A 24,228-nucleotide genomic window follows, 5' to 3' on the forward strand; every position below is an offset into this window, starting at 1 on the left:
AACGAAAAGGGACCACCAGGCCCCTTTGTTAACATGGCCAACATGGCTAACATGCGACCCTATCCCGTCCGCTCTCTTTGGCGTGATACAGCGCGTTATCGACCCGCTTCATCATGCTCTTGGGCGTATCGTGCGCAGCGGCCTCGGCAACCCCCAAGCTAACGGTGACACGGTCGGCCCCCGGAAAAGAGGCGCTAGCGATACGCTGACGTATCTTCTCAGCGAGCTTGGCCGCTTGCTCGCGGGGCGTTTCGGGAGCCAGAATGATGAACTCCTCGCCTCCCCAGCGGGCGCAGTAGTCGGCGCTGCGCAAATTGGTCTCCAGCAGCGTTGCCAACGCGCGCAGCACTTGATCGCCCACATCGTGACCTTGGCTATCGTTGATCGTTTTAAAATAGTCGATGTCGAGCATGATGAGCGAAAATGGTCGCACATAGCGGCTTAAGCGACCTAGCTCGTGTTTCAGCAGGTAATCGAACCTTGAGCGATTCATCAGCCCGGTCAGCATATCGGTGGTGGCGAGGCGCTTTAATTCGGCTTCTTTTTCCACCCGCCGGGTGATATCACGCTGAACTAGCACTAGAACGGTCGACGCATAGCCGGGCATCGACATCGCGGTGATACGCCACTCGATGAGCGGTCGTGGCGCTTTGGAGAGCAACGCCTCCTCTTCATGATCCAGACCGGAGAGCGAATATCCCACCTTCAGCTCACCGGCAGACAAGGCTTGGTCGAGCTGACTCAACAAGTGCTCGTTCGCCGCCGCTTGATGGACGATTTTAGGGGACGCCCCCAACCAACGGTTGCGATCGCCCCCCCAAAATTGAACGTACTCTTCGCTAACATCCAGCACCCGAATGCCACCACCATCGGGCCACCTGCCAAGCATCGCGACGGCCTGACTGCTGGGTTCGCTGATGGACAGCGGCGCTCCTTGCTCTTGATCTTGCGATGTTTCTACCATAATTCATCCAATGAAAGTCGGCGTTGGGGTCGTTTCGTCCCAGAAACGAGCCGTGATATCCAAGCGCGAAACGTCTTTCGACAATACGCACCCTCGATGCACTGGCCACGTCGCCATTACACGGAGGATACGCGCGCTTACTCAATAGCAATATAGTCCACGTTATGAATACGCGAAAAGTAGCGACCGTTACGCGGCTCTTGCGACCCAAAGCCGATAGAGCGCTGGCGTAAAGAAAAACGACACTAATGTGGCCAAGAGTAGACCAAAGCCCACCGTTTGTGCGAAGGGAGGCCATAACCCACCGGCGGCGACCATGAGCGGAATGAGCCCCGCAAAGGTCGTGATGGTCGTCGACACGATATGCCGGCTGGTTGGCCCGCTGATCACTGCCAACATTGCCTCGCTATCCCCTTGCCGAGCAGCCGGATCGTCATCGAAGGCAGCAATGATGATGATCGTGGCGTTGATCGCCACCCCCACCAACCCCATGATGCCGACGATGATCACGAACCCGAACGCGTGCCCGCTCAGCAGTAGGGCCACGATGCCCATGCCCATCGCCTGCGCCCCAGCGATAAAGACGATGGCGGCACGACGGAAAGAGTTAAAGGCCAGCACCACGGTCGCCAACATCGCAATGACGAGCAGCACCACCGACGCGAGCAGTTGGCTGACGGCTTCGTCACGCTCGGCGGCTTCACCACCGGTTTCGATCCGATAACCGGGGGGAAGACGTATCTGGCCCGAATCGATGGCCGCCTGAAGCTTGGTCTCGAGCTGTGCCATGGAGATGGCTGGCAGCGCATCGGCTACCAGATAGCCTTGCACGAGCTGGACACGCTCGGCGTTGCGGCGGGTAATGACGCTCCACGAAGGCACCAAGCCGCTGTCGGCGACGGCCGCGAGCGGTAATCCCTCGCTGGCGTGCTCACTGACGAGGCGTAACGCCGCCAGCTGCTCGGCGTCGGTACGCCAGTCGTCGGCATAGCGCACGCGCACGGGCAGCTGCTGGGTGTCTTCAAGTAATACGCCCGCGGGTTGACCAGAGAGCGCCGCCCCCACCTGCTCGGCAAGATTTTGCGGCGATAGCCCGACATTGTTCAGCGCGGTTTGGTCGATATCCAGCATCAGGCGGGGTAAATCTCGCTGCATCCCGGCGCGCACATGAGTCACCTGGGGAAGCTGGTGCATCAGGCCTGCTAGCTCGAGCCCGAGCGACGAGAGTACGTTCAAATCATTGCCATAGACGCGCAGCTCGATGGGAGCCTTGAACGGCGGCCCCTGCTCGTATTTGCGCACCACGCTTTGGGCCTGTGGAAAGCGTCTATCCAACGCCTGTTGCAAGGGGGGCACCTGCCGATTGGTGACGTCTAACGATTCTGTATCCACGATCAAGTGCAAGAAAGCAGGGTTATTATCTTCATTCGTCAGCACGTTGTAGTACATCATCGGAGCGCTTTCGCCGATGAACGCAGAGACGCGTAGCACGCCCGGCACCTCCCGCACCATGTGTTCCACCTCATGGGCCAAGGCCTGCGTTTGCGCGATGCTGCTGGCAGCGGGTAGCCGTACTTCGATATGAAACTGATCGCGATCGGCAGGCGGGAAAAATGCGACGTCTAGCGTGGGCATTAACGCGATTCCACCCACGGGCACACAGAGGGTAATGACCATGGCGGCCACAGGGTGGCGCAACGCGCTCCGCACCGTGCCACGAAAGGCACGCTTCAGCGAATGGTCGCGCGGGGCAGGCGGTTTGGCCGCCACCTTGGCCAGCAGCATGGGTGACAGCGCCGGCACCAGAAACAGTGAGACCAGGTACGAACTCACTAGCGCCACCATGACCGCCATGGCCAGCGGTCCGACGAACTCTCCCGCCGGGCCTGGCATGAGTACGATGGGCATGAACGCCAGAATGGTCGTCAGCGTACTGGCGAGCAGCGGCACCGCTAAATGGCGTAACGCATCGCGGGTCGCGGCCAGCGCAGAATCACCTTGTAAAAAGCGCTCCCGGAGGGCGTTGGTCATGACGATGGCGTTGTCCACCATTAGTCCCAGCGCGACAATGATGCCGATGATGCTCATTTGGTGAATTTCCATGCCCAACGGCCGGAATAGCGCCAGTGTCAGAAGCGCCGTGGCGGGAATGGCCAAGCCCACGGTCAAGGCAGAACGCCACCCCATGGTCAGAAATAGAATGGCGACCACCAATACCAAGCCCATTAGCAGACTGAGCGCTACATCGCTCAGCCGCTGGTTGGTGTAGCTGGCCTGCTCGAAGACCTCTTCGACGGCAAGACCGACCGGCAGCTCATCGGCGAAGTCGGCCAGTCGCTCCTGCGCCCGCGCTACCCATAGATCGATCCGCTGACCAGGCGCCATGCGTGCGCCCACATAGACGGCGCGCTCACCGTCGAGCAGCGCCACGGCGTTGGGCGGGTCTTGCACACCACGGCGCAGTTCGGCGATTTCGCCCAGTTTGACGCTCTGTCCCTGCCGGGTCGTCACGTTGATCTCCCGCAGACGATCCAGCGCGTCGAACTCGCCGCTCAGACCTACCGTGAGCCGATGTCCTTCGGTCACGACTTCGCCCGCCGTGCGTCGCCCATCGCTGGCCTCGATGGTGGCCGCCAACTGCCCCACTGATAGCCCGAGAGCATTGAGCTCCATGGGGTCCACCACTACCTCGACCTGCTCGCCGGCGACGCCAAAGCGGTGGGTATATTCGGTGCCGGCCACTTGGCGAAACGCATCTTCCAGGCGCTCGGCGTAACGCTCCATGACGGGCGGCGAGGGAGGCGTGTCTAGCGTCCAGCGCAGCGCGGCGACGAGACTGAACGCATAGCCGCGATCATCCAGCAGCTCAGGCGTTTGCACGCCCTCTGGCAACGACGGGGCGACATCGCCGAGCTTGTCGCGCACGCGGCTCCATACCGGCGTGACGTCGGTGACCTCGTCACCCAGCTCCACACTCAGCAGCGCAATGCCTTGGCGCGACGTGGATTCCAACACGTGAATTTCCGAGATGGTCCTTAATTCATCCTCGATAGGTCGCGCGACCAACGCTTCGATTTGTTCCGGCGTAGCGCCTGGAAACGGCGCGAGCACCGTGGCCATGCGTGCCACCAAATGGGGGTCTTCCGCCCTGGGCAGAGTTTGTATGGCCGACAGCCCCGAGACGACGAGCAAACCGAGTATGAGCGCCAGCAGGCGGCGATTGAACAGCCACTCAATGCGCATGGGCGACATCCTCACTGAGCGTGACCTGCTGCCCTGGCGTAATGCGGTGAGTACCACTGCGGATCAGATGCATGCCGGGCGCCAAGGTGCCGCGCACGAAGGCGCTATCTCCTTCGGTATGCAGTAGCTCGACGCTGGCTTGCGCCACCCGGTAGCGCTCGTCTTCATCCGGTTCGGCAATCAAGACGTTCCACAGGCCACGGTCGGCCGCACGCAGCGCCGCTAGCGGCACCCAGTAACCGCGCGCCGGTTCGCTGATCGAGTAATCCAGTTCGGCCAAGTCGCCTGGCACGGCGCGATGGTCGCCCGTCATCGCCACGACCAGGGTCTGTGTACGACTATCACCATCCACTTGAGGCAACCGCGCCCGTACTTGGCCCGCGATCGTTTGCCCGTTCACCTGCAGCGTCACGGACTCGCCTACGGTAAACGTCGCCGCGAGACGCGCGGGTAGCCCGAGATGAGCCTCTAACTGACGCGTGTCAATCAAATCGAACGCCGTCGTACCGCTACTCACAAGGCTACCAACATCGATGTAGCGCTCGACCACCCGGCCAGTAAACGGCGCTTTGAGCGTGCTGTCTTCTAGATCGGCCGTCAGACTATCGCGCTCGGCGGCCAGGGCAGAGAGGCGCGCCTGCAGGGTCAAACGGTCAGTGCGGGCCTGATCGAGCGCCGTGCGACTCGCAAAGTTGCTCTGGTTCAATTGCGCTTCTCGCTCTTCCTGACGCTGGGCTAGCGCGAGACTGGCACGGGCCTCTTCGCTTCGCGCCGCTACTTCGGCCAGGCGGCTCTCCAGTCGCCGGGTATCGAGACTCGCCAGCACGTCGCCCTGCTCCACGGCATCTCCTCGGTCGGCTAACAGGGATTCCACCCGCCCGGCCGGTTCGAAGGCCAACGACACCGACTGGCGCGCCACCACACGCCCGGTCAATCGCACCTCACGGGTAAGCGTTTCGGCTTGTTCGAGCGGCAGCGTGGCGACTTGGAGCAAGGCGTTATCCGCCCCCTGCTGCCGAGCCTGCTGGGCGCTGCTGTGCTGGCTGCTTACCAGGGCCACCACGACCAGCGTCGCACCGATCATCGACAGGGCTGCCAGCGCCCCCCGCAGCCGGTGTCCCCAAGAAGTCTTTGACGTGCCCATGTTGGCCTCGAAATGGTTTATTCTTGAACGGTAGCGTTTACTATAATATGTGTACGCTTCCGTTCAATAACTATTTTTTAATAGGCATGGGTTTATTGCATGACAGACGCTCAACCGCCGTTATCCGACCCCAAACGCAGCGTCGGCCGCCCGAAGGACATGGCCAAACGCAATGCGATGATGGACGCCGCGGCGTGCCTATTTTTTCGTAACGGTTTAGAAGCCGTGACCATGGAGGCAGTGGCCCGCGAGGCAGGCGTTTCCAAAGTGACGGTGTATGGGCACTTTGCGTCGAAAGAAGCCCTATTTGGCAGTGTCATTCGTCGCGAAACCGCGACGATTCGGCAGGGATTATCACAGCTTCCCGATACCCACAACGCGGTGCGCCAATCGCTGATCGATGTGGGGGTGAGCATGGTCCGCTTCTTACTAGAACCCCATGTGCTGGCGGTCGAGCGTGTGATGAGCCATCAGGGAGAGCAACACCCCAAGCTGCTGCTGGCGTTTTTCGAGGCAGGCCCCTGGGCCATGCTCCAGTGGCTGCAAGAGAAGCTGGAAGGGTTGGCCAGCGCAGGCCACCTGAGCCTCCCCGCCCCAGAGCGCGCCGCCGACCAGTTATGCAGTATGTGGCAAGGCATGCTGACCAAGGAGGTGCGCATGGGCGTACGCCCACCGCCTACCGAAGAGGAACTACAGTGCCAGATCACCAGCGCTGTGGATGTGTTTTTGGCGGCGTATGGACGACGCTGATGGTGACTAAAAAGCCCTGCAGTTGCAGGGCTTGAAATACTGTTTCAAGTGCCGTTACCACGTTAACGACTTACACCCCCACCGGCCCTCCATCGCGCTTCTGGATGACCACGGTGGCCGCACGCGGGCGCACCTGGCCACTCGCTGACGCAGTGGCGTCTTGCACTAAGGCATTGCCATCTGCTGGCCAATTACCGGGGTGTTGGATGTTGATAAACAGCGCGGTTTTATCCGGCGTGGCAAAGATACCGGTGACTTCGCAGCCGTTCGGACCCACCGCAAAGCGCTTGAGCTGCTGCTGGTTGCTGCTGTTGATGACCGGGCCCGTGCCGCGAATGTCGTCCAGCCCATTGGGTACCACGGCCAAAAGCTGATCGTTGGTATGCTCGGTAACACCTTCGTAGCCGTTGTCGGTTTGAATCCACAGAATACCTTGGCCACCGTCGCGCTCATCGAACCACAGGCCATCGGGGCTGGCAAACTGGTTCATCTCGTTCAAACCTGAGTGATTGTCCGCATCGTCAGCCGCCGCGCCGAACACGAAGACCTCCCAGGTAAAGGCGTTGGGCAACCGGCTCTCCCGCCAACGGATCACGTGCCCGGCTTCGTTATTGGCACGGGGGTTCGCGGCGTTCACGGGCGCCGTTGCGAAACCTACTCCCGGCTCGGCCAGCTCGCTGCCATCGTTGGTGAGGGTCGCATCGCTGCCCTCTTCGCTGCGCTGGGAGTTATTGGTGAGCGTCAGGTACACCTCGCCGGAGGCCGGATCCACCGTCGCCCATTCGGGACGGTCCATTGGCGTTGCGCCCATGAGGTCGGCCGCATCGCAGGTATTGATGATGATGCCCGCCAGGTCGTTCTCGGCTAGGCCCAGTGCGGCAGCTAGCGTGCGACCATCCTGAGTTTTGGCACTCGGTGTGAGCGGCAGCCACTCGCCGCTACCATCGGCATGGAAGCGCGCCACGTACAGCGTGCCGTTATCCATATATTTGCTGCCAATGGCGAGACGGTCGAACTCCGCGCCGGGACGGTTGGCATCGGCGGGATCCCAGGCGGCATCAGAGACGTATTTGTAGACGTATTCGTTGCGGGCATCGTGGCCTGAATAGTAAACGATCGGCTTGCCCGCTTCTAACTTGCCCAACCAGCATCCTTCATGACGAAAACGCCCCAGCGCCGTGCGTTTCACCGCGCGAGCACCGCTATAGGGGTCGACTTCGACCTGGTAGCCGAAGGTACGCGCTTCGTTGCGGTAGTCATCTTCGGCACGCTCACCGCGCGGAGTGATATCAAAGCGCGCGAACTCGCCGTTCTGCTCTGTCGCGTCGCCTGCCGAGGTATCCCAACCGTAGCGGCTTTTATCAGTAGGAATACCGATGCGTGCATCGTCTGGGAAGCGCTCGCCACGGTTGACGAAGATATCGGGCCAGTTCTCTTCACAGGCGATATAGGTGCCCCAGGGGGTCACGCCGTTACCACAGTTGTTGTTAGTACCTCGGGTTTGGGTGCCGTCAGGGGAGAATTGGGTTTTCACATAGTCGCTACCGGCCACGGGGCCGGCAAGGTCCATCACCGTGGCGCTGGTGAAGCGGCGGTTATAGGGAGAGTCGGTCACGTGCGACCACTGCCCGCTGGCGTTTTTTTCAACCTCCACGAGGGTGACGCCATGGGCGTTGATTTCGGTGCGCGACTCTTCCGCCGGGCGTTTGCCTCCCGCATTGGTAGGGCCACCCTGGGGCGCCCATAGCGCATCCTGCTCGATATACTCATTGTTGAGCGCTAGCACGAAACGCCGCGACGCGCTGTCGACATCCAAGGCGAATCCGGCCATACCATCGTGGTTCATGCCAACGCTATCGGCCTGGCGCTCGGCGGTCATGTGTAGATCGGGCTGCCACTCTGCGGATGGGGTGAGCGGCGTGCCCCAGGGCACCAGCACCTGGGCCACATAGCCTTCCGGTACCACCACCGCATCGGTGCGAGAACCACGCACCGCTTCAAATGCGAGAGTCAGCGGCGTCTTGGCCTGCTCGCCTGCTAGCGCTTGGGCTGCGCCGCCAAACCCCAACATCGACGACGCCGCCAGCCCCAGGCCGCCCCGCATCACATCGCGCCGAGAGACGTGCTTTGCCAGTACCTCGGCAAATGGCTGGTTATGGCTGTGGTTAAACAGGCGGTGATCTTCGATTGCCTTGCTCATGGTACTCCCCTCGTCATCATTAGCCCGTACGAACTACGTGTTGTTTTCGAGGGAGAGTATTAGGTAAAGATGAAAGATGTATGACGCAATCACGACGGTTTATTGACGACCGAGCATGCCGTGGGCCATTAGGACTAAATCGGTACCTTGTGGGTCGACACCACCTCCCGCAGCCCCATGAACGAACGAATCTGACGCACGCCTGGCAGGTAGAGCAACTGCTCGGCGTGTAGCCGGTTGAAGCTTTGGCTGTCTCTGGTGCGCACCAGCATGAAGTAGTCGAACTCCCCCGTGACCACGTGGCACTCCATGCAGCCCGACACTTTTTGAGCCGCCGCCTCGAACGCCGCAAAAGATTCTGGCGTCGAGCGGTCCAGCACCACGCCAATCAACACCACCATGCCTGCCTGCAGGGGCTCCGGGTTCAGGTGGGCCACGATCCGGCTGATCACCCCGTCCCGCTTCAGCTTTTCGACACGCCGCAAACAGGCCGCAGGGCTGAGGTTCACCTGCTCGGCCAGCGCCACATTGGAAAGCGTCGCATCCTCCTGAAGCAGCTTGAGAATACGCTTGTCGATACGATCCAGCTCACCGCCCATGGCATGGGGCTCCAAGGCCCCTCCCGCTCGTTTGGCACACATTATTATTTACTCAAAGAATAAATTTACGAATTAATCAAACCTATAAACGCAATCAGACAATCCATTGTTGTTTATAACCCCCTTATTTCGCAACCCGCCTGGACACACATACGCCTACTATAAACCTCAGTGAGCACGCCAACGTTCCAACCACCGTTACCCAGCGATCCTTGTCTATCGCATTGACTGTCACCGCAGGAGCTTGCCATGAACCTTGAACGCTACCCCCGTTATCCACTGACGTTCGGCCCCTCCCCGATCACTCCCCTCAAACGGCTGAGCGCCCATCTGGGCGGCAAGGTCGAGCTGTATGCCAAGCGCGAGGACTGCAACAGCGGCCTGGCTTTCGGCGGCAACAAGACCCGCAAACTGGAGTACCTCATCCCCGAAGCGCTGGAGCAGGGCTGCGATACGCTGGTGTCGATTGGCGGAATCCAGTCCAACCAGACGCGTCAGGTGGCTGCCGTCGCGGCGCACCTGGGCATGAAGTGCGTCCTCGTGCAGGAGAACTGGGTGAACTACTCCGATGCGGTGTATGACCGGGTCGGCAATATCGAGATGTCGCGCATCATGGGGGCCGACGTTCGCCTGGACGCAGCCGGTTTCGATATCGGCATTCGCCCTAGCTGGGAGCAGGCCATGGAGGATGTGCGCCAGCAGGGCGGCAAACCATTCCCCATTCCCGCGGGCTGTTCCGAACACCCCTACGGCGGTTTGGGCTTCGTCGGCTTTGCCGAAGAGGTGCGCCAGCAGGAGAAAGAGCTGGGCTTCACCTTCGACTACATCGTGGTGTGCTCGGTGACCGGCAGCACCCAGGCCGGGATGGTGGTCGGCTTTGCCGCCGATGGCCGCGCCCAGCGGGTGATTGGCATCGACGCCTCGGCCAAGCCCGAGCAAACCCGTGCGCAGATCCTGCGGATTGCTCGCCACACCGCCGAGCTAGTCGAACTGGAAGGCGGCATTGCCGATGACGACGTGATCCTGGACACCCGCTACGGCGGCCCCGAATACGGCCTGCCCAATGACGGCACGCTAGAGGCCATTCGCCTCTGCGCTCGCCTGGAAGGCGTGCTCACCGACCCGGTATACGAGGGAAAATCCATGCACGGGATGATTGATAAAGTACGCAACGGGGAGTTTCCGGCGGGCTCCAAAGTGCTGTATGCCCACTTGGGCGGCGTGCCCGCCCTCAATGCCTACAGCTTCCTGTTCCGCAACGGCTGACCAGACCAAGCGTCGCTGATCCGTGCCACGGCCCGAGCAGCCGACTGCTCGGGCCATTGGGCTTGACGCTACTGCCCCCTCTGGATGCAAAGAACAAGACTTACCCTTCTCGGAAGGCTTCGGTCACCCGTTCGGCTAAAACCTCACTGGCACTACCACCGCCTGGACGCTTCACCAGCGCTACCTGGTAATCGCCTAGTGGGGGCAGCGATTCGTTGTGGAGACGCTTGAGCGGCGAGCGAACCAGGCTTTTGGGGAAAGCCGTCACGGCCAAGTCAGCCAGCATGGCGGCCTCCTGCCCAGCACAATGGTCGCAGGAGTAAGCAATTCGGTACGCGATACCCGCTTGATCGAGGGCATCGAGGGTAATTCTTCGCCACGCACACCCCTGTTGCGCTAGCGTCACCGGCAGTGGCGAGCGCTGTACGGCAACGCCATCCTCACGGCCCGCCCACACCAGCGGTTCGCTATGGACGATCTCTCCTCGTCCAGCCTGGCCAGGCCCCCCAGCCATCACGAGGGCGAGATCAAGTTCGCCCTCGTCCAGCCTGACGAGCAGGTCTTTGCTGCGTCCCACCTCGACATCGACCTGCACCGCTGGGTGCGAGCGAGCAAACTGAGCCAATACAGTCGGCAGGATACGACCTACCACGTCGTCGGTGAGCCCCAACCCTACACGCCCCTCGATGGTAGGGGCTAAAAACTGGGTCACGGCCTCTGCATTCAGTTTAAGTAGCCGTCGACCATAGCCCAGCAGCACTGCTCCCTCGGTCGTCAAGCGTACGTGCCGCGCTTCGCGTACAAAGAGCGTCTGGCCAAGCGTCTCCTCCAAGCGTTTAATTTGCATACTCAAGGCGGAAGGTGTGCGACATAGCTGTTGGGCGGCACGGGTAAAGCTGCCACTTTCCGCAATCGTTACAAAGGTGCGCAACACTTCGCTATCCAATAGCGGCAAGGCGACCCGACTGGGTGGCAGGGTAGAGAGTTGGCTCATCACGCTCACCTTTCAAAAAAACTTAACCCTCAGTGTAAATCTTTTCGTTTGATTGATCCAAGGCAAAGCACCAAGCTGCTAGTCAGAGGTCGCGACCCTCCTACTTACTCATCACAGTTCACACCTGCCCAGTCGCTGGGGAGGTACCGCCTTGGATAAAGCGGAAGCAACGATGGAGGTGCGCGATGACGTTTGAAACCCCTTGCCAACATGCCCAGCACGCTTGGGAGAAAGCCAGCCGCTTGGCACCACCCCCCAAGCCACCCCAGTTGCCGTTTTACATGCCGGCCATGCCATCAATGCGACTGATCCGTGTCATCGATATGGCTTGGTGGCGCTGTCGGCGGCGCTGGCTGTTCCGCAGGCATATAGTGTCACTACTGAAATACGACGATCAGATACTGCGCGATATTGGCCATCGCCGAGAAGACATCCTCTGGGCCAACCAGCTGCCATTAAGGGTCGATGCCCTACAGGCGTTAAAGGCTCGGCAGAAAAAGTGTCATATCCTGCACCGCTAACCTCAGAAAGGCGTCGCCCTTAGGACGGCAGAGGAGTTTCTTCTTATCTCCAAAAACTATGCAAAACCATCACAATCATTAGACTCTACATAAACACCGTTGAGCCAATGAGGTGCCATGATGGTTTTGCCCCTTCCTCCTCGTATAACCCTGGATGCGCTTGCCCAACTGGCCAAGCCGCTGCCCGACGTTGAGCTGCATGGGATTGATATGGGCTGGTATATCGTGCGACTGCACCGCGATGAATCGGTCAGCCTATTAGTCGATTCTCAGGGCGACACGAAGCGTTTTAGTGGTACCCAGTGGGTAAGCCGCACGCTGGCACCGCTGGGTTTCACCCACGGAATTCTTACTTGGGCCGATGCAGCCGATGAGATGATCGGCCATCCTACGCCACCTGTTTCTGCCCAACAGCGGCTTCAGCATGGCGTACGCGTGGCCTTTGTAACTCGGCACTGACACGTTCCCGTTTCACCTGGGCGACTAGAGGGACCTGGTCATGAGGGTAAAAAAGCCTGCATGGCTTTCAACTGCGGCTGCCGATAAGATTCATAGTGAGCCATCGAGCGCTTTCAAGTAGTTGTGTTAAAAATTAATGACCAAAGGATGGACTCTATGCGCGATGAAGAGAAATACACCAACACCGAGGAGCAGCTTCTCTATCTTCAAAAATTGCTCGACGAGGAAGATACGGTTGCCCTGAACGAGCTGTTCAATGAGCTCGATATTTTAGCGATTGCGCGCACCCTTGAGTCTTTTCCTGCCAAAACCCGTGACCGGCTGTGGGAGTACATTCCAGAAGCGATGCTCGGCGAAGTACTTGCCGAAGTCGACGAGGACATTCGCGCCGATTACATCGAAGACCTGACCGCCAGCGACGTCGAGCAAATCGTTAAAGGCTTGGATGCTCAGGAAGTCGCCGAAGTCCTCGATGTCGCCGATGAAGAAATCAAAACCACCGTCTACGCCAGCCTGGACCAGGAGATTCGCGCTCAGGTCGAGAACCTCTATACCTATGAAGAGGACATGGTCGGCCGTTACATGGACCCAGAGACGGTCAACGTAAAGCAGGGCGTGTCGTTGGAAGCCGTGCAGCGCTACATCCGGATTCACCATCTGCTAGACGACGACTCGCAGCAGATCATGATCACCGACAAGGACAAGCGCCTACTGGGCACCCTGACGCTGATCGACTTGGTCAAACAGCCCCAGGAGAGTACCGTCGACGCGTTTATGGACGATGCGCCCTACTCGCTGAATGACCAAATGAAGGTCAGCGACGCCGCCGCCCTGTTGCGCTCCAAAGAGCTGCCCTTCGTGCCGGTGTGCAACAGCGACGGACTGCTGGTCGGCCAGCTGAACGCCGCCGACGTACTGGAAATCACCCAGGACGACGCCGACATGACCTTGAAGCACATGTCGGGTGTGAGCGACGAAGAAGAGGTGTTCACCCCCATTCTACGCAGTGCCAAGAGCCGCGGCATTTGGCTGGGCATCAACCTGCTCACCGCCTTCCTCGCCGCCTTCGTCATCGGCCAGTTCGAAGCGGTGCTGGATCAAATCGTCGCCCTGGCCATCCTTATGCCTGTCGTCGCCAGCATGGGCGGCATTGCCGGTAGCCAAACCCTGACCGTGGTCATACGCGGCTTGGCGCTCGGCCAAATCGCGGGTAACAACAAACAGTGGCTCTATAACAAAGAGCTGTGGGTGGGCATGAGCAACGGCCTGGTATGGGCCCTGGTGGTAGGCGGCATTTCCTATCTGTGGTTTAGCGACCCGCTGATTACCCTGGTCATCACGTTAGCCATCTTCATTAACATGAGCCTCGCCAACCTCTCCGGCGTGCTCATTCCGCTGGTGCTGAAACGCTTACAAATCGACCCCGCCCTCTCCGGCGCGGTGATTCTGACGACGGTCACGGATGTGGTGGGTTTTCTGTCATTCTTAGGGCTGGCGACGGTGATTATTTTGTGATCATTGGCACGCCCACTGGCACTGAAGAGCTGACGTCAGTGTCAGTGGACTGCCTAACGACTCGCCAATCATCTCGGTCTACGCGGGAGCGCTCAGGCTCTCCACCACCACCCAGCCACCTTGCCGATGAGACGCTTCGATGGCATCGATCAGGCGGTTCACTCGCGCGGCTTCGCGAAACTCCGGATAAAGAGGACGATCGTCGATAATGCCTTCCACTAGATCGCGCACTTCGATGATCTTCTGATCGTTATAGCCCAATCCATGACCCGGTGCCGGGCTGAAAGCGGCATAGTCTGGGTGTTCGGGCCCCGCCAACAAGGTAGTGAAACCGCGCCTCCCCGGTACATCGCCATGGCGATAGAGCTGCAGCTCGCTCATGCGTTCTTGATCGAACACGATAGCGCCTTTGGTGCCCGTTAGCGTATAAGCCAAGCCCATTTTGCGTCCAGCCGCCACCCGTGACGTTTCGATATTGCCGATTAACCCCTGGTCAAACCGCAGCATGGCTTGGGCTTGATCGTCATTTTCCACTGTGGCCATACCACTACCGTCAGCCTTCGGTCGCATTGGGATTACCGTCTGAAGCTGGCCGCATACCTCGGTAATACGTTGCCCGGTCAAAAACTCGGCCATATTGAGAATATGCGACCCCACATCGCCTAGCGCTCCGGCGCCAGCAGTCGCCCGCTGCGTATGCCAATCGTGGGGCTTTCGCGGGTCGAGCAGATAATCCTCGTTGTGTCGGCCACGAAAGTGAATCAGCTCGCCAATTTCACCGCTGGCAACCATTTGGCGGGCTAGCTGGGTGGTGGAATTACGAATGTAGTTAAAACCCACCAGAGTTTTGACACCCGCCTTCTCCGCCGCGGTGACCATCTCATCGGCATCGACGCTGTTTAGCGCCAGCGGCTTTTCAGCGTAAACATGCTTGCCTGCGGCAATGGCGGCCAGGGCCATCTCTTTATGCAGAAAATTGGGCGCGTAGATATCCACCAAGTCCACGTTACCGTCTGCCACCAAGGCACGCCAGTCGTCGGTGGCGCGGGCAAAGCCCCAGGCACGTGCACGGCGCTCTGCAGTGGCGAGATCAGCATCCGCCAACAGTTCGCATACCGGTTTGGCAGGCAGTTCAAACACGCTGGGCGCCGCATTAAACGCAATGGCGTGGGCTTTGCCCATAAAACCGGTGCCAATGAGGCCAATCTTGAGGGTTTTCATTGTGATTATCCCTATGTCGAAACAATGACGCCGGGCAGAGCCCGGCGCTGAAGGGTGTCGTGCCCCGTAGACTGCTTACATGGTCGGCATGGTGAAGTGGTTGGTCTCTTCACGAATACCGCTGGGCCAGCGCTGGGTGATGGTTTTCATGCGGGTGTAGAAACGCACGCCGTCGGGGCCGTGCATGTGCAGCGGGCCAAACAGCGAACGCTTCCAGCCGCCGAAACTGTGGAAAGCCATGGGCACCGGAATCGGCACGTTAACGCCGACCATGCCGACCTGGATCTGTTCGCAGTACTGACGCGCCGCATCGCCATCCCGGGTAAAGATCGCCGTGCCGTTGCCATATTCATGGGCGTTGATCATGCTGACCGCTTCGTCGAAGCTCGCCACGCGGGCCATCGCCAGTACCGGACCGAAAATTTCTTCAGAGTGGATACGCATGTCTGGCGTTACATGATCGAACAGCGTGCCGCCGATAAAGTAGCCATCGCCTGCGCCCTCTATCGTGGTCTGGCGGCCGTCCACCACCAGCTCGGCGCCTTCATCCACACCAACCTGAATATAGTCCGCCACCTTGTCGCGATGCTCGCGGGTGATGAGCGGCCCCATATCATTATCAGGACCATCAACCAGGCCAGGCCCGACCGTCAATTTATCCAATTCAGCCACCAGCTTTTCACGCAGGCGGTTGGCGGTATCTTCGCCCACGGGTACAGCAACGGAAATTGCCATACAGCGCTCGCCTGCTGAGCCATAGGCCGCGCCCATCAGGGCACCCACGGCTTGGTCGAGATCCGCATCGGGCATAATCACCATATGGTTTTTAGCCCCGCCCAGCGCCTGAACACGCTTGCCATGCGCTGATGCGGTAGCGTAGATGTACTCGGCGATGGGGGTGGAACCCACAAAACTTACCGCCTGAACACGCTCATCGGTGAGCAGCACATCGACAGCTTCTTTATCGCCATTGACGACGTTAAAGACACCATCCGGCAGGCCCGCCTCTTTAAGCAGCTCCGCTAGGCGCAGCGGCGTGGAGGGATCTTTTTCCGAAGGCTTCATGACGAAAGTGTTGCCGCAGGCCAAAGCGATGGGGAACATCCACATAGGCACCATCGCGGGGAAGTTGAACGGTGAGATACCTGCACACACGCCCAGCGGCTGCATCATCGAGTAACTATCAACGCCACTGCCGACGTTCATGGAGTGCTCGCCCTTCTGCAGGTGGGGAATGCCGCAGGCAAACTCAACCACTTCCAGGCCGCGGGTCACTTCGCCTTTGGCGTCAGAAAACACCTTGCCGTGCTCACTGGAGATGAGGCGTGCCAGCTCATCGGTGTGCTCCTCAACCAGCGCTTTAAACTTAAACAGAATACGCGCGCGCTTTAGCGGCGAGCCTTTTGACCAAACGGCGAAGGCTTCGTCGGCGATACGCACGGCTTCACGAGTTTCATCGGCGGTGGCTAGCGCTACCTGGGCGCTTTGTTCGCCGGTGGCCGGATTATAGACCGTTGCAGTACGCTGGCTTTGACCAGCGATATGTTGGCCGCTGAGGTAGTGGGATAGCGTCTTCATACAAGCTCCTGATTAAAAGCGGGCTGTTTAGCGGGCAACGTCGAAACCTGCCTGCTCGGCCAGTTGGCGTAAGTTGCGATACCCCAGGCGGGCGTACGTCAGCGGATGAGCGACTTCCGGGTCTTGCTCGGCTTCTACGACTAACCAACCCTGGTAGCCCTGCTCGCACAGGTGGGTCAAGGCGGGCAGAAACTCCACATTGCCATCCCCCGGCACCGTAAACAGGCCGTCCAGCACGCCGTTCAAAAAGCTTTTGTCGCGATTGCGCACGGCGTCCAGCACCGGGAAGCGCAGGTCTTTGCAGTGCACATGGTGGATACGCTGGCTGTAGCGTTTGGCAATGGCGAGCGGGTCACCGCCAGCCCCGCGCAAATGGCCAAAATCGAGCAGCAACCCCACGCCTTCGCCGGTGTTGTCCATTAAGCGCTCGACGTCGGCCTGGCTTTCGATCACCGTGCCCAAGTGGTGGTGATACACCAACTGAATGCCCTGGGATGTCAGGTAGTCGCCGACCACATCCAGGCCATGCAGCAGGCGCTGCCACTCCTCCTCCGAAAGATGCGGACGCTGGGAGAGCGGGCGCTGCTGATCGCCGTGTACACAGTGGGTCACTTCACACAGCACCATCACCTTGGCACCGCACTGCTTGAGCAGGTTCATGTGGTCTTGAATGGCGTCAATCTCTTCTTCCGGGCTACGCTCCAGCAAGCGTGCGGAGTACCAGCCCGACACGAGCGCCAGGTCATGAGCACCCAGCACCTGGCTCAAGGCGTCGGGCGTACGCGGAAACTTGTTACCTAATTCAAAGCCGCTAAAGCCCGCCTCGCGCCCCTCTTTCAAACAGGTGTCCAGTGGCGTGGCCGCCCCTAAGCTAGGCAAGTCATCGTTCGTCCAGGTGAGGGGATTGATGCCTAAAGTCACCGTTGGCATAGCACATTCCTTATGAGTGTTTGAGCATTCTCGGCGTTAGGGCGCTTTACCCTATCGCCGACTCTCTGCTGTATGGCATTCGATTAGCGGGCTTGGCGCTGCTTGGCCTCGCGATAGCCCTGATAGGCGTCATTGACCTGCTCACGCTCGGAAACCTCGGGCACGGCCACTTCCCACCAGGCCCCGCCTTCCTCGGTGCTGGGTAACGGATCGGTATCCAGCGCAATCACATAAGTCGTGGTGGCGCTGCGGGCGCGCACCAGCGCCTGCTCCAGTTCGGCAATGCCGCTCACTGACTCACCCTCACAGCCCAGGGCTTTGGCGTGGGCGGCAAAGTCGGTTTTGGGGGCGCCCGCCTCGACAGTGCGGCAATCCTGAAGCAGGTTGTTGAATCCGGCGCCGCCGGTGGCGTGCTGTAAGCGGTTGATACAGCCATAGCCACGGTTATCCAACACCACGACGGTCAGCTTGTGGCCCAGCATCACCGAGGTAGCCAGCTCGGAGTTGTGCATCAGGTAGCTGCCATCGCCGACCATCACCACCACCTCCCGCTCCGGCTTGGCCATCTTGACGCCTAGCCCTCCGGCAATCTCGTAGCCCATACAGGAGAAGCCGTACTCCACGTGATAGCTTCCAGGCCCTGAACATTGCCAGAGCTTATGCAGCTCGCCGGGCAAGCCACCCGCCGCGCATACCACGGTGGTGTCATCAGCGGCCTGGCGGTTGACCGCGCCGATTACCTGAGCGTCGGTGGGCAGCGCTAGCCCTTGATCTGCGGTTACACGGCGTACTATTTCGGCCCATTCGCGTTTGAGCGTGCCGGTTTGTTCGCGCCATTCATCGCTGCCGCGCCATTCGCCCAGCGCCGCGTCGAGCTGGCCTATCCCAACCAACGCATCGCAGCTCAGCGGCAGCGCTTGATGCTTGAGGCTGTCGAAGCGGCCAACGTTGAGGGAAATCAGCGTTTTATCGCGGCTTTCAAACAGCGCCCTAGAGCCGGTAGTGAAGTCCTGCAGCCGTGTGCCTACCGCCACAATCACATCTGCCTGCTCCGCCAGTTGGTTAGCCGCTGCGCTGCCGGTGACGCCAATGGCCCCCACCGCGCAGGGGTGGCTATCGGCCAGCGCGCCCTTCCCGGCCTGGGTTTCGGCGACGGGTATACCCCGTGCTTTGGCAAACGCCGCCAGGGCGTCGCAGGCAGCGGCGTAGTGCACGCCGCCCCCGGCAATGATCAGCGGGCGCTTGGCCTGCTGAAGCGCGGCGATGGCCTGGCGAAGCTCGTCGGCATCCGGCGGCGGGCGGCGAATGCGGTGCACTTTGGGGGCAAAAAAGGCCTCTGGGTAGTCGTAGGCAAAGGTTTGCACATCCTGGGGCAGCGCCAGAGTCGCGGGACCGCAGTGCTCAGGGTCAAGCAAGGTGGCAATCGCCTGGGGCAGGCTGGTCAGCAACTGCTCGGGGCGGTTAATGCGGTCGAAATAGCGCGATACCGGGCGAAAACAGTCGTTGACGCTAATCGTCGGGTCGCCGAAATGCTCCACTTGTTGCAGTACCGGATCGGGTTCGCGGGTGGCGAAGGTGTCCCCCGGCAGCAGTAGGATCGGCAAACGGTTGGCATGAGCGAGCGCCGCAGCGGTGACCATATTGGTCGCCCCAGGGCCGATGGAGCTGGTCGCCGCCATTAAGCGCTGGCGACCATTGGCTTTGGCAAAGGCAATCGCCGCGTGGGCCATGGACTGCTCGTTATGGGCACGAAAGGTCGGCAATTCGTCTTGCACGTGGTACAGCGCTTCGCCTAAGCCCGCCACGTTGCCATGACCAAAAATCGCAAACACTCCCTCAAAAAGCGCCACTTCTTGGCCATTGATATCAATACGCTGAGCGGCAAGGTACTTGACCAGTGCTTGAGCCATGGTGAGTCGAATGGTGCTCATCTTACGCCTCCTCGGTATGGGCCAGCGTGTGCGGCTGCGCCTGCCTTAATTGCCGCCACGCCGTTATCAGTTCGGCATAGTTCTGGGCGACGCGCTCTACCAAGCTAGCGTCGTCGATACGTCCGGCCAGCCAATCACGACTCGCACTGGCAAATAGTGTGCGGCCAACGGTAAAACCCTTACAGCAGGCATGATTGGCGGCTGCTTCAAAGCCGCGTTTCATGTCGTCCATAGGGGCGTCGAGCCCGAGCAGTACAACCCCACGGCAGTAAGCATCCTCACGCTCAATGGTCTCGCCCACCGCTTTCCAAGCTGCATCTGACATGGCAGGTAGCTTCCACCAGTCTGGGCGAATGCCTAGGTTGTAGAGCCGCTGAAGGCTGCGCGGTAGCGTCGTGTTATCACTTGGCATATCAGCGGGTGGGATTATCTCAATCAGCAACTCTAGCCCATAAGCACAGGCCGCCTGATAGAGCTGGCGCAGACTCTCCTCCTGCTCTAGGCGTAGTGAGAGTTCATCGTCAGGGTGGTAAAACACTAGGCATTTAATGATCTGCTCTCTAGGCCAGTTGCGCAGGCAAGCGCCTAAGTCATCGCCATGCTGGAAACGCAGCGGGCGTGAGCCTGGCAGCTCTACCGGCCGACCAATCCACCAGCCTTTTCCACTGGCATGATTGAGCGCGTCCTGACCCAGCACGTCATCAACCAGGATCGCGGGAGTGGAGATACCGCCCAGCTTGGCGCCCTCTTCAGCCGCGCTGACCAAGAGTTTTTTGAGTGCTGGCAGCCGCGCGCAGTTGGCATGCTCTGCGCGGGCCATATCGGTGAGCTGGCGACGATGATCAAATGCCAACCCCAACACTTCGGGCCATTGAACGGGCACCCGGGTAGTGACGCGGTGCAGATGATTCAGGCGTTGATCGATATCCGGACGGGGTACCTCAGCCCGGCGCGCCAAGTAATCAAATAACTCGTCTTCGGTGGGCATGGCGGGAGCACAGCCGTGGCGGGAGACCACCAGCGCGCCGCAGGCATTGGCATAGCTGGCACTGGTTTGCCAGGATTCATTGCGTAGCCAGCCACGTAGCAGCCCACTCATAAAGGCATCGCCAGCGCCCAGTACATTGAGTACTTCGACCTGAACGCCCTTGACCAGAATGCCATCTTCAATGCGGTCAGGAATCGCCCCTTCAAACACGACACAGCCCATGGGGCCCAGCTTGCATACCAGGGTCGCCTGGCTAACCTCACGCACCGCGCGCAGGGCCTTTAAGGTGTCGGTGCTGCCACCGGCAATATGAAACTCCTCTTCGGTGCCCACGATCAGGTCGAAATCTGGCAGCCAGCGCTGCAGGTCGGTGGTCACTTCATCATCGGCGATAAAGCGGGTTTCGCCATCGCCGGGGTTGGTCAGCCCCCACAGCACGGGGCGGTAGTCGATGTCCAGCACTCGCTTCACGTCATGCTGGGCAGCAGCGTCCAGTGCTTTGCGGCACGCCCGGCGAGTGGTATCGGTAGAAAGGTGGGTGCCGGTAATCGCCAGCGCCTTGGCCCGAGCGATAAATTCAGGGTCGATGGCGTCAGCATCAATGGCCATATCGGCACAGTCGCGGCGGTAAAATAGCAGCGGGAAGCTTTCGCGATCTTTTAACGCCAGCAGTACCAAACCGGTGTGGCGCTCGGGGTCGGTTTGTAGCGCGGAGGTATCCACCCCCACTCGTGCTAATTCCTCGCGAACAAAGTTGCCCATTTGTTCATCCCCCACCCGCGAGAGCATGGCAGACTTCAATCCCAAACGAGCGGTACCGTAAGCCATATTGCCCGAGCTACCACCTAGGTACTTGGCAAAGCTCGCCACGTCTTCTAAACGACTGCCAATCTGCTCGGCGTACAGGTCGACCGCCACACGTCCCAGGCAAATCAGATCAAGCGGCTGGTGTTGACTATTGTTATTCAGCATAAATGTCTCCCCACGTCACAAATTCGTGGTATCGGGCAATAGAGGGCGCTGGGCATCAAAGCGTCTTGGGTAGCTATCGATGAAAGGAGAAGGCAGCACGGAATCGATCAAGGGCGAGGCCGTCATCGCCAGAGGCCCAGCCTTCTAACCCCACCGTGCCGCGATAGCCTATGTCGTTCAGCACTTGAGCAATGGCCGGGTAGTTAATCTCGCCAGTCCCCGGTTCGCAGCGCCCAGGCACATCGGCTACCTGCACTTCACCAATGTACGGCCCGCAGCGGCGAATCAATTCAATCAGATTACCTTCGCCAATTTGGGCGTGATAAACGTCTAGCATGATGCGCAAGCTAGGCCGGTCGATACTCTCCACCAGCGCAAGCACATCTTCCAGGCGAGCAAACGGCACTCCGGGGTGATCAACCTCGGTATTAAGGTTTTCAAGTACGAAGGTGACACCGTGCTGCTCGCCGAGATCTGCCAACCGATTGAGCGTTTCGCGGGCTTTTAGCCACATAGCGCCCGTCATCTGCTGGCAAGGCTGAACGGGCAACCCATTACCATCTAGCCCGGTGCCGTGAAGGTTAAGGCGCGGAATGCCTAGGCGCTTTGCTACCTCGACCGACTCAGCGGCGGTGCGTATCAATTCATCTGCCCCGTGGGCATCTGCTAGGGTGCCGGTGACATAGCCAGTCATGGACGAAAACGTCGCCCCGCTATTGGCCAGCGCATCAATGTCGTGCTTCGTCCAGTCCCAGATTTCGACTTGAAAGCCCAGTTCAGAAATACGCTTAACGCGTTCCAGTACCGGCAAATCGCAGAAGATCATTTCAGCACAAACAGCCAGCGTGAACGGTGATGATGGGGTCAACTTATTCATCACGCTTCCTTAATAACCGCTTGCCGCTCGCGGTGAAGATTGCTCTGCACTGCTTGCATCGACAGGCTGAGTGTCTTGACCGGCTAAGCTGGCTTTCTTGGCTTTATCCTCCCGCTGGAATTCCGCAAGCTCTGCATCCAGGCTTTCAAGCTCGGCGCCCCCCGCCATCATGTTGAGTACCTCTTCGCGGGTGATATCTTCTTTGCGGAAGGAGCCCAAACTGCCGCCGCGTGACAGTAGGGTGAAGGCATCCGCCACGGGATAAGCGTGGTGGACGTTGTGGGTAATGAAGATGACCGCCAAGCCGTCGGCGCGCGCTTTGGCGATGTAGCGCAGTACCACGGAGGCCTGCTTGACCCCAAGGGCCGACGTAGGCTCATCCAAAATCAGCACTTTGGCGCCAAAGTAGACGGCTCGGGCAATGGCCACACACTGGCGTTCGCCACCGGAAAGTGTGCCCACCGGCTGGCTGGGGTCGCGGACGTCAATACCGATTTTGGCCATTTCTTCCTTGGCGATCCGATCGGCATATTTCCAATCGATACGCTTCAAGGGCCCCCAGCCCACCGTTGGCTCGCGACCCATGAAGAAATTACGGGTAATCGACATCAACGGCACCATCGCCAAATCCTGAAAGACGGTGGCGATACCGGCGTCGAGTGCATACGCCGGAGACTTGAAACGGGCGGGCTTGCCATCCAGCAGCATCTCGCCGTGGGTGGGCTGATGAACGCCGGAGAGGGTTTTGATCAGCGTCGATTTTCCAGCGCCGTTGTCCCCCAAAAGGCACATTACCTCACCGGAATAGACCTGCATCGAGATATCGCTCAAAGCGATCACGCTGCCGAAGTGTTTGCTGACACTGCGCATTTCGATCGTGGGCGTACGAGTGGTCATCTTATTTGGCCTCCATCGCCTTTTTGCGCATGTAATTGTTGAATAGCACCGCCACCAGCAACATCACGCCCAGGAAGACCTGGAACCAGTCCGTATTGACACCGGTGTAAAAAATGCCCATTTGCACCATGCCGAAGATCAGTGCGCCCAGTGCCGCGCCAATGGCCGACCCATAGCCACCGGTCAGCAAAGCGCCGCCAATGACCACCGCGATGATCGCCTCTAGCTCTTTTAACAAGCCGCGAATGGTATCTGCCGAGCCGGTATCCATGACCTGAATGCAGGCAAAAATGGTGGCGGAGAACGCGGTGAACATGAATAGTGAGATTTTGACGCGATGGACGGGCACCCCCGAATTGCGCGCCGCATTGGCATCGCCGCCACTGGCGAATATCCAGTTACCGTAAGGCGTACACAGCAGCACCCAAGTGGCTACAGCGGTTAAGCCGAACCACCAGACGATGGAGACCGGAATGCCTGAGACGACAGGGTTGCCCGCAAAGTTGGTGGCGATCCAGCCATTGGCCGCCATCCAGCTAAAGAGTCCCGTCGCGACTTCGCCGGAGAAGAGCGCCGCGAACCAATCGCCGGGGATATGATCCTGAACGCCGCCCACCTGAGTACGCCCTGTCAGCAAGCGACTGATACCGATCGCCAAGCCACGCAGAATGAAGAGAAATCCCAGCGTGACGATGAACGAAGGCAGCCCCGTGCGGTTCACCAAATTACCGTTGATCCATCCCACGAGAGCGGCACATGAAAACGCCAGCAAGATGGCCGCCCACAGTGGCCAGCCATATTCGACGGCGGGTATGGCGATCAGGATGCCGGCCAAGCCGATCATCGACCCAATCGAGAGATCGAACTCTCCTCCAATCATCAGCAGCGCCGCCGCCGTGGCGATAATGCCTAGCTGGGCCGACACTTCGAGAAAATTGATGATGCCTGCGGGGGTAAACATTCCCGTGCCGCTAGAGGCCACGATGAAGAAAGCAAGCACCAATACCGCACCGGCTAACGCCCCCAGCTCTGGGCGATTGAGGGCCTTCTTCCAAAAAGAGACGCGCTGGATACGTTCATCTTGATCCGCAGCGGCTGGTGCAACCGATTGTTTCGTTTCAGTGGAACTCATGGCGATCGACTCCCAAGGCCCGGCACCGCCGAGCCCTTTCCGATTAG

General features: G+C 59.6%; 19 protein-coding genes. 5 read left to right on the forward strand and 14 right to left on the reverse strand.

Features of this window, described 5'->3' with window-relative positions; all coding sequences use genetic code 11:
* Positions 1–46: 46 nt before the first annotated feature.
* From MHM85_RS08495 to MHM85_RS08505, 3 genes are all read right to left on the reverse strand, one after another.
* On the reverse strand, positions 47–964 hold the full coding sequence (locus MHM85_RS08495; protein WP_219862068.1) for a GGDEF domain-containing protein: 918 nt from the start codon (positions 962–964) through the stop codon (positions 47–49).
* Between the two features lie 189 nt (positions 965–1,153).
* Positions 1,154–4,207 carry an efflux RND transporter permease subunit gene (locus tag MHM85_RS08500; RefSeq protein WP_219862070.1) on the reverse strand — a complete coding sequence of 1,018 codons (3,054 nt, stop codon included), beginning with the start codon at positions 4,205–4,207 and terminating at the stop codon, positions 1,154–1,156.
* Positions 4,197–5,351 carry an efflux RND transporter periplasmic adaptor subunit gene (locus MHM85_RS08505; RefSeq protein ID WP_219862072.1) on the reverse strand — a complete coding sequence of 385 codons (1,155 nt, stop codon included), beginning with the start codon at positions 5,349–5,351 and terminating at the stop codon, positions 4,197–4,199. The genes MHM85_RS08500 and MHM85_RS08505 overlap by 11 nt, the downstream gene beginning before the upstream one ends.
* A 99-nt stretch (positions 5,352–5,450) precedes the next feature.
* On the opposite strand from MHM85_RS08505, the gene MHM85_RS08510 reads away from it, so the two are divergent.
* Positions 5,451–6,101 (forward strand): TetR/AcrR family transcriptional regulator, encoded by a 651-nt coding sequence (locus MHM85_RS08510; RefSeq protein WP_219862074.1) that lies wholly within the window; start codon positions 5,451–5,453, stop codon positions 6,099–6,101.
* Between the two features lie 70 nt (positions 6,102–6,171).
* On the opposite strand, the gene MHM85_RS08515 is transcribed toward MHM85_RS08510, so the two are convergent.
* Together MHM85_RS08515 and MHM85_RS08520 are read right to left on the reverse strand one after the other, a co-directional pair.
* Positions 6,172–8,301: a PhoX family phosphatase gene (locus tag MHM85_RS08515; protein WP_239285716.1), complete on the reverse strand. Its 2,130-nt coding sequence runs from the start codon at positions 8,299–8,301 to the stop codon at positions 6,172–6,174.
* Between the two features lie 134 nt (positions 8,302–8,435).
* Complete coding sequence (locus MHM85_RS08520) at positions 8,436–8,915, reverse strand: Lrp/AsnC family transcriptional regulator (protein WP_231125584.1); 480 nt, start codon at positions 8,913–8,915, stop codon at positions 8,436–8,438.
* Positions 8,916–9,149: 234 nt separating this feature from the next.
* On the opposite strand from MHM85_RS08520, the gene MHM85_RS08525 reads away from it, so the two are divergent.
* Positions 9,150–10,166 (forward strand): 1-aminocyclopropane-1-carboxylate deaminase, encoded by a 1,017-nt coding sequence (locus tag MHM85_RS08525; RefSeq protein WP_219862078.1) that lies wholly within the window; start codon positions 9,150–9,152, stop codon positions 10,164–10,166.
* Positions 10,167–10,266: 100 nt separating this feature from the next.
* Here the strand turns inward: MHM85_RS08525 and MHM85_RS08530 are convergent, their stop codons facing one another.
* Positions 10,267–11,160 (reverse strand): LysR substrate-binding domain-containing protein, encoded by an 894-nt coding sequence (locus MHM85_RS08530; RefSeq protein WP_219862081.1) that lies wholly within the window; start codon positions 11,158–11,160, stop codon positions 10,267–10,269.
* A 185-nt stretch (positions 11,161–11,345) separates the two neighbouring features.
* Between MHM85_RS08530 and MHM85_RS08535 the strand changes: the two genes are divergently transcribed.
* From MHM85_RS08535 to mgtE, 3 genes are all read left to right on the forward strand, one after another.
* On the forward strand, positions 11,346–11,681 hold the full coding sequence (locus tag MHM85_RS08535) for a hypothetical protein (protein ID WP_219862083.1): 336 nt from the start codon (positions 11,346–11,348) through the stop codon (positions 11,679–11,681).
* 117 nt (positions 11,682–11,798) lie between these two features.
* On the forward strand, positions 11,799–12,140 hold the full coding sequence (locus MHM85_RS08540) for a DUF6482 family protein (RefSeq protein ID WP_239285718.1): 342 nt from the start codon (positions 11,799–11,801) through the stop codon (positions 12,138–12,140).
* Between the two features lie 156 nt (positions 12,141–12,296).
* Complete coding sequence (gene mgtE, locus MHM85_RS08545) at positions 12,297–13,655, forward strand: magnesium transporter (RefSeq protein WP_139525878.1); 1,359 nt, start codon at positions 12,297–12,299, stop codon at positions 13,653–13,655.
* A gap of 78 nt (positions 13,656–13,733) precedes the next feature.
* Here mgtE and MHM85_RS08550 read toward each other — a convergent pair whose 3' ends face one another.
* The 8 genes from MHM85_RS08550 to MHM85_RS08585 all read right to left on the reverse strand — a co-directional run bounded on the left by MHM85_RS08550 (position 13,734) and on the right by MHM85_RS08585 (position 24,181).
* The gene (locus MHM85_RS08550) at positions 13,734–14,876 is read right to left on the reverse strand and encodes a Gfo/Idh/MocA family oxidoreductase (RefSeq protein ID WP_219862085.1); all 1,143 of its coding nucleotides are present in this window, start codon (positions 14,874–14,876) and stop codon (positions 13,734–13,736) included.
* A 75-nt stretch (positions 14,877–14,951) separates the two neighbouring features.
* Complete coding sequence (locus tag MHM85_RS08555; RefSeq protein WP_219862087.1) at positions 14,952–16,454, reverse strand: CoA-acylating methylmalonate-semialdehyde dehydrogenase; 1,503 nt, start codon at positions 16,452–16,454, stop codon at positions 14,952–14,954.
* A gap of 27 nt (positions 16,455–16,481) precedes the next feature.
* Positions 16,482–17,384 (reverse strand): myo-inosose-2 dehydratase, encoded by a 903-nt coding sequence (gene iolE, locus MHM85_RS08560; protein ID WP_219862089.1) that lies wholly within the window; start codon positions 17,382–17,384, stop codon positions 16,482–16,484.
* Positions 17,385–17,467: 83 nt separating this feature from the next.
* Positions 17,468–19,315 (reverse strand): 3D-(3,5/4)-trihydroxycyclohexane-1,2-dione acylhydrolase (decyclizing), encoded by a 1,848-nt coding sequence (gene iolD / locus MHM85_RS08565; RefSeq protein WP_219862092.1) that lies wholly within the window; start codon positions 19,313–19,315, stop codon positions 17,468–17,470.
* A gap of 1 nt (position 19,316) precedes the next feature.
* On the reverse strand, positions 19,317–21,275 hold the full coding sequence (gene iolC, locus MHM85_RS08570; protein WP_219862094.1) for a 5-dehydro-2-deoxygluconokinase: 1,959 nt from the start codon (positions 21,273–21,275) through the stop codon (positions 19,317–19,319).
* Between the two features lie 73 nt (positions 21,276–21,348).
* Entirely contained in the window at positions 21,349–22,152 is an 804-nt protein-coding gene (locus MHM85_RS08575; RefSeq protein ID WP_239285720.1) for a TIM barrel protein, read from the reverse strand.
* 9 nt (positions 22,153–22,161) lie between these two features.
* Positions 22,162–23,049 carry an ATP-binding cassette domain-containing protein gene (locus MHM85_RS08580; protein ID WP_219862098.1) on the reverse strand — a complete coding sequence of 296 codons (888 nt, stop codon included), beginning with the start codon at positions 23,047–23,049 and terminating at the stop codon, positions 22,162–22,164.
* Between the two features lies 1 nt (position 23,050).
* Entirely contained in the window at positions 23,051–24,181 is a 1,131-nt protein-coding gene (locus MHM85_RS08585) for an ABC transporter permease (RefSeq protein ID WP_219862100.1), read from the reverse strand.
* Positions 24,182–24,228 lie beyond the last annotated feature (47 nt).

This window comes from Halomonas sp. McD50-4 (assembly GCF_022348135.1).
GTDB lineage: Bacteria > Pseudomonadota > Gammaproteobacteria > Pseudomonadales > Halomonadaceae > Vreelandella > Vreelandella piezotolerans.

What these genes read in the sequence shown, in the direction of transcription:
- MHM85_RS08495 (WP_219862068.1), bottom strand. Translation starts at nt 964, where the DNA reads ATGGTAGAAACATCGCAAGATCAAGAGCAAGGAGCGCCGCTGTCCATC.
- MHM85_RS08500 (WP_219862070.1), bottom strand. Translation starts at nt 4,207, where the DNA reads ATGCGCATTGAGTGGCTGTTCAATCGCCGCCTGCTGGCGCTCATACTC.
- MHM85_RS08505 (WP_219862072.1), bottom strand. Translation starts at nt 5,351, where the DNA reads ATGGGCACGTCAAAGACTTCTTGGGGACACCGGCTGCGGGGGGCGCTG.
- MHM85_RS08510 (WP_219862074.1), top strand. Translation starts at nt 5,451, where the DNA reads ATGACAGACGCTCAACCGCCGTTATCCGACCCCAAACGCAGCGTCGGC.
- MHM85_RS08515 (WP_239285716.1), bottom strand. Translation starts at nt 8,301, where the DNA reads ATGAGCAAGGCAATCGAAGATCACCGCCTGTTTAACCACAGCCATAAC.
- MHM85_RS08525 (WP_219862078.1), top strand. Translation starts at nt 9,150, where the DNA reads ATGAACCTTGAACGCTACCCCCGTTATCCACTGACGTTCGGCCCCTCC.
- MHM85_RS08530 (WP_219862081.1), bottom strand. Translation starts at nt 11,160, where the DNA reads ATGAGCCAACTCTCTACCCTGCCACCCAGTCGGGTCGCCTTGCCGCTA.
- MHM85_RS08535 (WP_219862083.1), top strand. Translation starts at nt 11,346, where the DNA reads ATGACGTTTGAAACCCCTTGCCAACATGCCCAGCACGCTTGGGAGAAA.
- MHM85_RS08540 (WP_239285718.1), top strand. Translation starts at nt 11,799, where the DNA reads ATGATGGTTTTGCCCCTTCCTCCTCGTATAACCCTGGATGCGCTTGCC.
- mgtE (WP_139525878.1), top strand. Translation starts at nt 12,297, where the DNA reads ATGCGCGATGAAGAGAAATACACCAACACCGAGGAGCAGCTTCTCTAT.
- MHM85_RS08550 (WP_219862085.1), bottom strand. Translation starts at nt 14,876, where the DNA reads ATGAAAACCCTCAAGATTGGCCTCATTGGCACCGGTTTTATGGGCAAA.
- MHM85_RS08555 (WP_219862087.1), bottom strand. Translation starts at nt 16,454, where the DNA reads ATGAAGACGCTATCCCACTACCTCAGCGGCCAACATATCGCTGGTCAA.
- iolE (WP_219862089.1), bottom strand. Translation starts at nt 17,384, where the DNA reads ATGCCAACGGTGACTTTAGGCATCAATCCCCTCACCTGGACGAACGAT.
- iolD (WP_219862092.1), bottom strand. Translation starts at nt 19,315, where the DNA reads ATGAGCACCATTCGACTCACCATGGCTCAAGCACTGGTCAAGTACCTT.
- iolC (WP_219862094.1), bottom strand. Translation starts at nt 21,275, where the DNA reads ATGCTGAATAACAATAGTCAACACCAGCCGCTTGATCTGATTTGCCTG.
- MHM85_RS08575 (WP_239285720.1), bottom strand. Translation starts at nt 22,152, where the DNA reads ATGAATAAGTTGACCCCATCATCACCGTTCACGCTGGCTGTTTGTGCT.
- MHM85_RS08580 (WP_219862098.1), bottom strand. Translation starts at nt 23,049, where the DNA reads ATGACCACTCGTACGCCCACGATCGAAATGCGCAGTGTCAGCAAACAC.
- MHM85_RS08585 (WP_219862100.1), bottom strand. Translation starts at nt 24,181, where the DNA reads ATGAGTTCCACTGAAACGAAACAATCGGTTGCACCAGCCGCTGCGGAT.